Here is an 11,896-nt window from a genome sequence, read left to right as displayed (position 1 = left end):
CTATGTATTGCATGATCTACCGTTTGGGACGGATATAATAATTCTGGTATTTTATGAAGAAATATTCGGCAGCGCGTTCGTTTTCGTGTATAATAGTTATGATTACGAATAGTGTTGATTGTGTACGTAATTGGTTCAGAACGATGACAGGAGGAAGATTCATGCTGTCCACAGAGCAAATTATTGATATTATGTCCAAGCAGGGTCTGCGTATTACCGATCAGCGCCGAACGCTGGCAAAGCTGTTCGCCGAAGCACCGGGCTATCTAACTGCCAAGGATGTATACGAATATATGGAACGTAAATATAGTGGTCTTAGCTTTGATACGGTGTATCGCAATCTTCGTGTTATGCAGGAGCTGGGCGTGTTGGAGCAGATCGTGTTTGAAGATGGAGTGAAATTCAAAAGTCATTGCAGTCAGGATCATCATCACCATCATATGATCTGTTTGCAATGCGAGAAAACGTACCCGATTGCTTTTTGCCCAATGGATATGACGGATATGCCGGATGAGTTTCAGGTTATTCGTCATAAGTTTGAAGTGTTCGGCTACTGCAAGGAATGTCTGGCACAACAGGCTGGATATAATAGTGAAGAGGGTGTACCCGTCGGTGGTGATGGCAAGGAAGGGCCTGCGCTTCATTTGAAAAAGAAAGCCGTATCCACAGCGGTAGGGAAACATCAGTGAATACATTGCAAAAGTTGAGCCGTCGCGCTGTGCAGGTGCCGATTCACTTTTACCGTAAATGTATTTCTCCCTTGAAGCCGCCCAGTTGTCGCTTCTATCCAACCTGCTCACAATATGCACTGGAAGCGATTGAAGTGCATGGTGTGCTCAAGGGGAGCTGGATGGCAGCGCGCCGGATTAGCAAATGTCATCCCTTTCATCCCGGCGGCATCGATCTCGTTCCGCCACCGCGCCGTTCCCACATCAACCCTGTCCATACAGACAGCGGCGATGAACAGGAGCAGCGCGGCAACCATGAATACAAACAGGACCCGCGGAACGCTTGACAGCTTCGGCGGGTATTCGGTATATTGAGAAACATAGTCATATATGCAATCCAGTGAACGGATAAGTATACGGAATAGGCACAGCACAGAGAGCCGGAATAGCTGCGAACCGGTCTGGAAGCCACTGTAGAACATGGTCCGGGAGGAACTGAAGTCGAGCTACCGCATAACGGTACGTAAGGCTCCAGCGTAAGCCCGCGTTAAGGGTCAGCCTGCATAGGCTGCTGAGCCTACTTTTGCAAAAAAGTGGGGAAGTTGGGTGGTAACGCGTGAGTACAAGCTCTCGTCCCATTAGGGATGGGGGCTTTTTTGTGTCCATATGCTGCGCGGTACGGTATATATGCTGATCAGAATGCGGATGTATTTTACACAAGGAGGAACAATCATGCCAGAAGAGAAAAACACATTTTATATTACGACCCCGATTTATTATCCAAGTGACAAGCTGCATATCGGTCACGCCTACACAACGGTGGCAGGCGATGCGATGGCGCGCTACAAGCGTCTGCGCGGATATGAGGTGCGTTATCTGACCGGTACGGACGAGCATGGTCAGAAGATTGAGCGCAAAGCCGCTGAGAAAGGGCAAACGCCGCAGCAATTCGTCGATGGAATCGTTGAGGGTATTAAGAGCCTGTGGGACAAGCTGGATATTTCTTATGATGACTTTATCCGTACAACCGAAGAACGCCACAAAAAGGTCGTACAGGACATCTTTGATCGTCTGCTGGAGCAGGGCGACATTTACAAAGGCGAATACGAAGGCTGGTACAGTATTCCAGATGAAACGTTCTACACCGAGACTCAGCTGGTTGATGTAGAGCGCAACGATAAAGGCGAAGTGATCGGTGGGAAAAGCCCAGATAGCGGTCACCCGGTCGAACTGGTCAAAGAAGCATCGTACTTTTTCCGCATGAGCAAATATGCCGATCGTTTGCTGAAATATTATCAGGATCACCCGGACTTTATTCAACCGGAATCGCGTAAAAATGAAATGATCAATAACTTTATTAAACCGGGTCTGGAAGATCTGGCTGTATCGCGGACGACATTTGATTGGGGCGTTAAAGTCAAAAACGATCCGAAGCACGTCGTATACGTCTGGATCGATGCACTGTCTAACTATATTACAGCGCTCGGTTATGGCAGCGACAATGAGGAGCTGTTCAACAAGTTCTGGCCGGCAGACATCCATCTGGTTGGGAAAGAAATTGTGCGTTTCCATACGATCTATTGGCCAATTATGCTGATGGCACTGGATATCCCACTGCCGAAAAAAGTATTCGGTCACGGCTGGCTGCTGATGAAAGACGGCAAAATGTCCAAGTCCAAAGGGAATGTCGTTGACCCGGTTACGCTGATCGATCGTTATGGTCTGGATGCACTGCGTTACTATCTGCTGCGTGAAGTGCCATTTGGCTCTGACGGTACATTTACACCGGAAAGCTTTGTAGATCGTGTAAACTCCGATCTGGCGAATGATCTCGGTAATCTGCTCAACCGTTCTGTGGCGATGATCGACAAATATTGTAGTGGCTCCGTGCCTGCCTACAATGGTGTTGTCAACGAAGTGGATGGTAAATTGCAAGAATTCATCGGCGATACAATCGGCAAGATTGAAACGGCGATGGAAAAACTGGAGTTCTCGGTTGCACTGACTGCGATCAGCCAGCTAATTAGCCGTACGAACAAATATATCGATGAAACGCAGCCATGGGTGCTGGCGAAGGATGAAGACAATCGTCCACAATTGGATTCGGTTATGTTCCATCTGGCAGAAGCGCTGCGCATCATTTCCATCTTGCTGGAGCCGTTCCTGACACGCGCACCGAAGCAGATTCGTCAGCAAATCGGTATTACCGATGGCGAGCTGACAACATGGGAGAGTACTGGTCGTTTCGGTCTGATTCCAGCAGGAACGTCTGTAGCCAAAGGTGATCCAATCTTCCCGCGTCTGGATTCCAAAGAAGAAGTGGCATACATCGTGGAAGCGATGGGCGGCGTACTGAAAACGGAAGCTGAGCAAACGGCGACAACCGAACAGCAAACGGTCACTGCACCAGCTGTAGAAGAAGAGGAATCTACACCAGAAATCAGCATCGACGATTTTGCCAAAGTTGAGCTGCGTGTTGCGCAGGTCATCGCTGCTGAGCCAGTGAAAAAAGCCGACAAGCTGCTGAAGCTGCAACTGGATCTGGGCTTTGAGCAACGTCAGGTCGTATCCGGCATCGCCAAATTCTACACACCGGAAGAACTGGTCGGACGCAAAGTGATCTGCGTGACCAACCTGAAGCCAGTTAAGCTGCGCGGCGAAGAATCCCGCGGTATGATTCTGGCGGCATCGCAAGGCGATCAACTGACGCTGGCAACCGTACCGGATAACATGCCAAACGGCGCTATCGTCAAGTAATCATACACAACTATCCTAATTGTAAAATAAGCAAACAACCGTTATTTTCATACGAAAACGAGAACGGATATACAAGTTGGAACGAACCTTTCATACCGCTGCGATTTGGATGTGCAGCGTGTGTGAAAGGTTCTTTATCCGGTAAAAAAACAGGTGAAAACTTGCCAACCGCTCGTTATTCCATGTATGATTATTGAATGAACCATGTGATTCTGGTCGCAAGCAGCGATGTGTGGAACACGCGACATGATCACGTATTAGAGAGTGTAATTAAAGGGGGAGCAAGATGCCAACGCCCAGTATGGAAGACTATTTGGAGCGCATCTACAAGCTGATTGATCAAAAGGGCTATGCGCGTGTATCGGATATTGCCGAAGGGCTGGAAGTTCATCCTTCATCCGTTACAAAAATGATCCAGAAGCTGGATAAAGATGAGTACCTGATTTATGAGAAATATCGTGGCCTCGTGCTGACAAGCAAAGGGAAGAAAATGGGGAAACGACTCGTAGAGCGTCACCAACTGCTGGAAGATTTTCTGGATATTATCGGAGTCAATCCCGATTATATATACAAGGACGTAGAAGGCATTGAGCATCATCTGAGCTGGGATTCGATTACGCAGATCGAGACGCTGGTTGAATATTTCCGACGCGACCCGGAACGTGTGGAAGCACTGAAACAGCTGCAAAATGAGCTAGTTAGCGATTCATAAGGCAGACATCTGTCGTTCATCTGACAGATGTCTTTTATTTTGTGCGCAACTTTTGACCTTGAATCAGGTTTAACTAACTAAGAGCAGTATGCCGTATAGAGAGACGTTGGGCAGAGGGGCAAATGATGTACTGGAGGTACAACAATATATGAAATGGATTCGCTTTACATCTTTATTTCTGGCACTTGTCGTTATTTTCCCGGTAATTAGCAGCACGATGACTTCAGCAGCATCAAACATTCAGATTGTACTGGATGGCAAGACGATTCAAGGAGACGCAGCTCCGTACATAACGAGCGACAGCAATGTCACGATGGTGCCGCTGCGACTGATCAGTGAAAATCTAGGTGCTACGATCGGCTGGAATCAACAGACCAGCACCGTAACGATCAACAGTGGTAAGAACAAGCTGGTGCTGACGTCAGGGCAACCTACTGCTACTGTCAACGGTACGTCGGTATCGCTGGATACATCGGTTCAAATGAAAGGCGGACGCGTGATGGTGCCACTGCGTTTTATCGGTGAAGGTCTTGGCTTGACTGTTGGCTGGAACCAAGGGACGCAGACCGTAACCTTGCAAACAGGCAGTACAGCTAGCGACGATACAACGACTGGCAGCACAACTGGCAATGGTAGCGTGCTGGGAACGTCGAACAGCTCGGGTAGTACGACGACAGGTACATCAACCTCGACCAGTACAACAAGCAAACCGACCACCAGTGCCAAAAAGGAAATGCGTGGTGCATGGATTTCTACCGTATTCAATCTGGATTGGCCAAGCAGCAGTACATCCGGTGCTACCAAGCAAAAGCAGGAATTTTCCAGTCTGCTGGATCAATTGCAGGGCATGGGAATGAACGCGGTGTTCGTACAAGTTCGCCCTTCTGGTGATGCATTGTACAAATCGTCCACGATGCCATGGTCGAAATATCTGACCGGCACACAGGGCAAAAATCCGGGCTATGATCCACTCTCTTATATGGTAACCGAAGCGCATAAGCGCGGCATGGAGATCCACGCATGGTTTAACCCATTCCGAGCGACAACCGATGCCAATACAAGTTCACTAGCATCCAATCATGTGGTGCTTCAACATCCGGACTGGGTGATCAAGTTCGATAACAAATACTACATCAATCCGGGCATTCCGGCGGCACGTCAATCGATCATTGATACAGTGATGGAGGTCGTGAACAATTACGATGTGGATGGGGTACATTTGGACGATTATTTCTACCCATCCTCAGAGACGACATCTAACAAATTTGCTGACGATAGCACGTATACAACGTACAAAGGCAAAACCTCCAGCAAAGCAGAGTGGAGACGTGCTAACATCAACAGCTTTATTCAAGATCTGGGCGCAGACATTCATGCGGCTAAACCATCTGTTCGTTTCGGTGTCAGTCCGTTTGGCGTATGGCGTAACAAATCCACTGACATCACTGGTTCTGATACCAAGGCTGGTGTGACCGCTTATGACAGCATGTCTGCCGATACACGCACTTGGATCAAAAATAAATGGATCGACTATATCGCACCACAGGTATACTGGAGCATGACACTGCCAGTTGCCCGTTATGACAAAGTAGTCGATTGGTGGGTAAATGAAACGAAGAACACGGGCGTCGATCTGTACATCGGTCATGCTATTTACAAAATCAACACTCCGGAAGTCGGCTGGAATACCTCGAATGAGATCATTAACCAGCTCAAATACAATGCCAAATACAGCACAATCAAAGGCAGCATCTTCTTCAGCGCCAAAGACCTGAAAAAGAACCCGCTGGATGTGCTCAGCAAGCTGCGCTCGTACTGGGGACTATAAGTCACTATAAAGGCAACCTGTCATTGGGATGATCCAAGTGACAGAGATTGCTTACACTGCCTATTCTATTGCGCAGGAGATATAGAAAGTAAACGGAAATCAACACAAAAAGAGCTGCTCCCTACGAGGGAAGCAGCTCTTTTATTATGTTTTATTATAGGTTATACCAGATCGGTACAGCGTGTAGATTAGGACAGAAGATAAGGTTCTACGCATATAGTCAATGAAACTTTGGAATTTCCTCGTCATCTTTGCCTTTGTTGCCCTGAATGACCTGAAACGGATAATTCTTTTTCGGCTTATTGCCGCCCGAACCGGATACATTTTTACCTGGTGTACCGGATTTGGCAAAAGGAGATGACTTGGACACGTTTTTGTAATTGCTCTGTTGTGCTTTGATTTTGGCCATCGTCCGCGCAGAAGGCTTCACCTTCGGTTGATTGCGTGCGCCTCCTTGAAATGCCGAAGAACGAAAAGCAAATATCAGAATGCCGATGAGCACTAGTGTAACGATAATACCGCTCCAATCAATCGTAGAAGGCATAAAGATCATGCGGTAGATTCCCCAGACCAGTCCGACCAACGCCAGTACAGCCATAACACCAATAAACACCGTTTGAGCAGGTGACTTTCTCATCATTACATCATCCTTTCACAGGGTCAGGAGAAGCATCCGGTACAATTGTGGCTACAGATTGTCGTTCCAGCTGCGTATCAAGTTCGCGCATCCGGTTGAAGGAGGCGATGGATACTTCCAGCTGATCTAGCGTAGGTTCTTTTGTGGTGAGCAGTTGCAGCCACAATCCCGGGTAGCCCAGATAACGCAGCACCGGAATATCCCGCAAACTATTCGTAAACTTCAGAAACTCAAATGAAACGCCGATCACGACCGGTAGCAGCACAATTCGTTGAATAATGCGCTCGGTCATGCCATCCCAGTGAAAGAGAGAGTAGATCAATACACCAATAATGACAGTCAAAATAATAAAGCTGCTACCGCAACGATAGTGAAGACGGCTAAATTGCTGTACCTTCTCAGGTGTTAGCTCGGAGCCGTTCTCATACGCGGTAATAACTTTGTGCTCGGCACCGTGATATTGGAACAGGCGCTTGATGATCGGTGTCTGGGAGATGCCCCACAGATACGCGAGCAGCAGGATAATCTTGATCGCCCCTTCCAGCAATGTATGCAAAAACTGGCTCTGGAATAAATGCGAGAATAAGAAGCCTTCAATTGCTGCCGGTACGACGGTGAAGATTAGCTTGCCGACGATTAGAGACAGAATACCGACAACGGCAACACCGAGAATCGTATTGAGGCTTGTTTTGGATTGTTCTTTTTCCTTTTCGCGGGCGTATTCTTCCGGGTCCATCTGGTCTTCAGAATAAGCGTCTGCCGCATAGTTGAGATGGCGCGAGCCTTTGGCGCTGGAATCGATCAGACTGACGATACCACGCAGCAATGGAACACGTCGCAGAGAGCGTACCCATGCTTTGTCACTGCGTGGAACTTCCAGATAGGTGATCTCACCGTCCTTGCGTCTGACTGCGGTCACATTGACGTGTTTGCCGCCGAACATCACGCCTTCGATTACGGCCTGGCCGCCATAGCTGACTGGAGAAGATTGTTTTGGCAAGTACAGTCACCCTTCCATAATTGATCATCCGGATGGATGATGGTTAAAGTAGCATTTACGCCTTTTTCTGTAAAAATAAATGGCGAATGATGGCGCAAAGTGTTGATACACTATATTGTAGCGGATTTCCCGTATCATTACCACATGTTCCAAACCGCTGCGCTATGCGGAATGTTACAACTGACTATTCTCAAAAATGCCGCTGGTATGGTAAAATAATCTCTGGCTATTTGAAGACAGAACGGAGCGAAGGGGAGAGTGTTTATGACTACAGCACGTTTAAACCAATTGCGCCAGGCTATGCAGGAGCGCGAGCTGGAAGCAATCCTGATTACAAGCGGTATTAACCGCCGGTATGTGACTGGTTTTACAGGTTCTGCTGGCTATGTACTGGTAACCGCAGAGCAGGCGTATTTGCTGACCGATTTCCGTTATATGACTCAGGCGCCGGAACAGGCGACTGCTTTTACCGTCGTGGAGCACAAGCCGAATGTAGCAGAGACTGTGAAGGAATTGCTATCTAGTTGGGGTGTAGGTAAGCTTGGATTTGAACAGGAGCATGTATCGTTCAGCCGGTATGCGACTTACAAGGAACAATTGGCTCCAATCGAACTGGTGCCGGTATCTGGACTGGTCGAAGGCATTCGTAACTTCAAGGATGCAGACGAGATTGCCTTGATCCAAAAAGCGACTGAAATCGCTGACAAAACGTATGAGCATATCCTCGGCTACATCAAGCCAGGTGTCACCGAAAAAGAACTGGAACTGGAAATGGAATTTTTCATGCGCCGTTTGGGTGCTTCCGGTCCATCATTTGAGACGATTGTCGCTTCTGGTGTACGTTCCGCGCTGCCACACGGTACAGCGAGCGAGAAGCCAGTAGGACGCGATGAGTTCATTACGTTCGACTTTGGCGCATTGTACAACGGATATGTATCTGATCTGACGCGTACCGTATTCGTAGGTACACCTTCGGATAAACATCGTGAGATCTACAATATCGTACTGGAATCGCAGCTGCATACACTGGAAAACCTGAAACCAGGTTTGACTGGTAAGCAAGCGGATGCACTCTCCCGCGACATTATCTCTTCGCACGGTTATGGCGATGCGTACGGACACAGTGCCGGACACGGAATCGGTCTGGAAGTACATGAGGATATCCGCCTGTCCAAAATGAGCGATATGGTGCTCAAGCCGGGCATGGTCGTTACCGTCGAGCCAGGCATTTATATTCCGGGCTTTGGTGGTGTGCGCATTGAAGACGATGTGTTGATTACCGAAACTGGGATTACTGTACTGACTCATTCCAGCAAAGAATTCACGATTTTACCGGCATAACATTTTCCGCTTCCAGCAGGTTGCGGAGACGATGATGCCGAATAAAATAAATGGAGCATGCGCGAGCGCACATTCCGCAATATTCTGCATACAGCCGTCAATATACGCTGGCAGAATGGTACAATATATAGAAGTGAGGCTGATGACATTCACTACGAATGTTTCAGCGGCAGTAAAAATGAACATATATTGTATGACCACTGGCTTTACCCATACATGAGGAGGCGTTATTTTGATTTCAGTTAACGATTTTAAAACAGGCTTGACCGTGGAAGTAGACGGCAACATTTTCTCCGTTCTTGAATTCCAACACGTAAAACCAGGTAAAGGTGCTGCATTCGTGCGCTCCAAGCTGAAAAACCTGCGTAACGGTAACGTTGTTGAGCGCACATTCCGTGCTGGTGAAACGATTGCCCGTGCCCAAATCGAGAACCGTGGCGTACAATACCTGTATGCAAGCGGCGAAGAGCATACATTCATGGACAACGAAACTTATGACCAGTTTGAGCTGAACGAAAGCCAACTGGAATGGGAACTGAAATTCCTGAAAGAAAACATGACTGTTAACATCGTTAGCTATCATGGCGAAATTATCGGCATCAACCTGCCAACATCTGTGGAACTGGAAGTTGTTGAAACCGAGCCAGGTATCAAAGGTAACACGGCTACTGGTGCAACCAAAAGTGCAAAACTGGAAACAGGTCACAGTGTTCAAGTGCCTTTGTTTATCAACCAAGGCGATGTACTGATCATCGATACTCGCGAAGGCAAATACGTATCCCGCGCGTAATTGATGATCCATCTGTGCTTTGCCAGGCAGGCTGCTCTTCATCATCCGATGAGAACAGCCTGCTTTTTTATAAAGATTAATGTATAATTATACTGTTAACATTATAAATTTGCATCATTGCAAGGATCATTTGGATTCCGTGAATGATCGTGAATGATTAGGTGCAGTACAATGTACATAGGGAACACGTATGTTTCCTTTCAGCCGGAAAACGAAAAATTTGCGGTAGTACTTAACGCGTTGTCGTATTATACTGTTAAAGAATGAGCATTTCATATCATGTCATATTCGGTATGATGGATATGTTGTTAATGATGGCTGTGGCGCTTGCCAAGCCAGTATCAAGTAGGGAGTGAAGATGTCTTGGCTTTGTACGTGATGAAATTCGGCGGTAGCTCCGTCGGCGATGTAGAGCGCATGCAGCGCGTAGCAAAACGCATTATTGAAAAGCAAGATGAAGGACATCAATGTGTAGTCGTAGTATCCGCTATGGGAGATACGACAGACGATCTGATTGATCAGGCGCTGATGCTGAATCCAAATCCGCCTGCGCGCGAAATGGATATGCTGATGACGACAGGCGAACAGATTTCGATTGCGATGTTATCGATGGCGATTGCACATCAGGGACGTGAAGCGGTATCCTTTACCGGCTGGCAGGCAGGCTTTGAAACAGAAGCAGAGCATAGCCGTGCTCGTATTCGCGACATTCGTCCGGAACGTGTACTGAAGGCACTTGGTGCTGGTCAGATCGTCGTGGTAGCTGGTTTCCAAGGAGTTACCGAAGATGGTGACATTACGACATTTGGTCGTGGCGGCTCCGATACGACAGCTGTAGCATTGGCAGCAGCCATCAATGCCGATGTATGCGAAATTTATACAGATGTGGATGGTATCTATTCCACTGATCCACGTATTGTCAAATGCGCACGCAAACTGAAAGAAATCTCTTATGACGAAATGCTGGAGCTTGCCAATCTTGGCGCAGCGGTATTGCATCCGCGTGCAGTAGAATACGCCAAGCATAACAACGTGCGCCTCGTCGTACGATCCAGCTTTAACTATAATGAAGGAACGGTAGTGAAGGAGGAAGCGGTTATGGAACAGGGAGCGGTAGTGAGTGGCATCGCTTATGACAAAAACGTGGCACGCATTACGATCAGAGGAGTCAACGACGTACCTGGCGTACTCGCCAAAATGTTCAGCGAATTGGCAACTGCCAAGATCGACGTGGATATTATCGTACAGAGCGGCGTCATGAATGGCAAAGCTGATTTCTCTTTTACTGTTAACCTCGAAGAACGTGAACGTGCTCTTCAAGTGATTCAAGCGATCCGCGGCGAACTGCCGTACGATGAAGTGACATCCGAAGTCGATCTGGTGAAAGTGTCTATTGTTGGCGCTGGTATGGTCAGCCATCCAGGCGTAGCTGCACAGATGTTTGAAGCGATCTCGGCTCAGGGCGTTAGCATCAAAATGGTAAGTACGTCCGAAATCAAAGTCTCTTGTGTCATCGAAGCAGGCAAGCTGGGCGATGTTGTAGCAGCACTGCATACCGCTTACGGTCTCGACACGGAAGAACAAGCTTTTGTCGGCGGCCCGCAAGATCGTCGTTAAGTTGATTGCAGTATCTTCTAATACCCCTTTGCAATACGTTAGCAGACAATGAGATGATATATTTGCTCAGGCTCAGAGAACATGCGCAAAGTCAGGCTAACCTTATCAATCGTATTGCATATGTAGGGAGGAGATTATGATGAATCATTATTCCGTTCCGATTATAGCAAGCGCCAATCTTGATGAGAGTGAAGCGTTCTACAAACGATTGGGTTTTCATGTACTTAGTGATTATGGTCATTATCGTATTCTCGCTGACGGACGCGGCTGGCATCTGCATTTGAATTATGTAGCGGATTGGCCGAAACGAATCGAAGACAATCCGTTCGGCTTGTATCTGTATGTAGATGACGTAGATGAGATAGCAGTACAAGTGAGAGATTTGATTATCGAACAAGGAACCCCATCTGTAAAACCTTGGGGAGTGTACGAGTTTGCAGTTAGCGATCCTAGCGGTTTACTTGTACGTATTGGTCGGATCGTTTCGCAGGATGAATCGTGACACACTCGTTCCTATTCCGATATACAATTGAAAAATGAATAAAG

11 protein-coding genes and 1 other annotated feature are annotated in these 11,896 nt (G+C 47.6%); of the genes, 9 read left to right on the top strand and 2 right to left on the bottom strand.

The window, feature by feature from the left end; translation table 11 throughout:
* The first annotated feature begins 161 nt into the window (after positions 1-161).
* The 5 genes from ACE3MZ_RS15410 (at position 162) to ACE3MZ_RS15390 (ending at position 5,965) form a co-directional block, all read left to right on the top strand.
* Positions 162-689 carry a Fur family transcriptional regulator gene (locus tag ACE3MZ_RS15410; RefSeq protein WP_411343032.1) on the top strand — a complete coding sequence of 176 codons (528 nt, stop codon included), beginning with the start codon at positions 162-164 and terminating at the stop codon, positions 687-689.
* A 5-nt stretch (positions 690-694) separates the two neighbouring features.
* Positions 695-1,015, top strand: a complete 321-nt coding sequence (gene yidD / locus ACE3MZ_RS15405) for a membrane protein insertion efficiency factor YidD (protein ID WP_411346811.1) — start codon at positions 695-697, stop codon at positions 1,013-1,015.
* 44 nt (positions 1,016-1,059) lie between these two features.
* Positions 1,060-1,309: a binding site (T-box leader), on the top strand.
* 91 nt (positions 1,310-1,400) lie between these two features.
* The gene (metG, locus tag ACE3MZ_RS15400; protein WP_411343031.1) at positions 1,401-3,425 is read left to right on the top strand and encodes a methionine--tRNA ligase; all 2,025 of its coding nucleotides are present in this window, start codon (positions 1,401-1,403) and stop codon (positions 3,423-3,425) included.
* Positions 3,426-3,711: 286 nt separating this feature from the next.
* Positions 3,712-4,137: a transcriptional regulator MntR gene (mntR, locus tag ACE3MZ_RS15395; RefSeq protein WP_411343030.1), complete on the top strand. Its 426-nt coding sequence runs from the start codon at positions 3,712-3,714 to the stop codon at positions 4,135-4,137.
* Between the two features lie 148 nt (positions 4,138-4,285).
* A complete protein-coding gene (locus ACE3MZ_RS15390; protein ID WP_411343029.1) occupies positions 4,286-5,965 on the top strand; it encodes a family 10 glycosylhydrolase in 1,680 nt (559 codons plus the stop codon).
* A 220-nt stretch (positions 5,966-6,185) separates the two neighbouring features.
* Here ACE3MZ_RS15390 and ACE3MZ_RS15385 read toward each other — a convergent pair whose 3' ends face one another.
* Complete coding sequence (locus ACE3MZ_RS15385) at positions 6,186-6,605, bottom strand: hypothetical protein (RefSeq protein ID WP_411343028.1); 420 nt, start codon at positions 6,603-6,605, stop codon at positions 6,186-6,188.
* Positions 6,606-6,609: 4 nt separating this feature from the next.
* The gene (locus ACE3MZ_RS15380) at positions 6,610-7,602 is read right to left on the bottom strand and encodes a DUF1385 domain-containing protein (protein ID WP_411343027.1); all 993 of its coding nucleotides are present in this window, start codon (positions 7,600-7,602) and stop codon (positions 6,610-6,612) included.
* Between the two features lie 264 nt (positions 7,603-7,866).
* On the opposite strand from ACE3MZ_RS15380, the gene ACE3MZ_RS15375 reads away from it, so the two are divergent.
* The 4 genes from ACE3MZ_RS15375 (at position 7,867) to ACE3MZ_RS15360 (ending at position 11,852) form a co-directional block, all read left to right on the top strand.
* Positions 7,867-8,943, top strand: coding sequence for a M24 family metallopeptidase (locus tag ACE3MZ_RS15375; protein ID WP_411343026.1), 1,077 nt, complete (start codon positions 7,867-7,869; stop codon positions 8,941-8,943).
* Positions 8,944-9,175: 232 nt separating this feature from the next.
* The gene (gene efp, locus ACE3MZ_RS15370) at positions 9,176-9,733 is read left to right on the top strand and encodes an elongation factor P (RefSeq protein WP_411343025.1); all 558 of its coding nucleotides are present in this window, start codon (positions 9,176-9,178) and stop codon (positions 9,731-9,733) included.
* A 363-nt stretch (positions 9,734-10,096) separates the two neighbouring features.
* Positions 10,097-11,350 carry an aspartate kinase gene (locus ACE3MZ_RS15365; protein WP_411343024.1) on the top strand — a complete coding sequence of 418 codons (1,254 nt, stop codon included), beginning with the start codon at positions 10,097-10,099 and terminating at the stop codon, positions 11,348-11,350.
* A gap of 136 nt (positions 11,351-11,486) precedes the next feature.
* On the top strand, positions 11,487-11,852 hold the full coding sequence (locus tag ACE3MZ_RS15360; RefSeq protein ID WP_411343023.1) for a VOC family protein: 366 nt from the start codon (positions 11,487-11,489) through the stop codon (positions 11,850-11,852).
* Positions 11,853-11,896: the final 44 nt, after the last annotated feature.

It is taken from the genome of Paenibacillus sp. WLX1005 (assembly GCF_046603685.1).
Lineage (GTDB): Bacteria > Bacillota > Bacilli > Paenibacillales > Paenibacillaceae > Saccharibacillus.
This window is presented reverse-complemented; position numbering and strand designations above follow the sequence as displayed.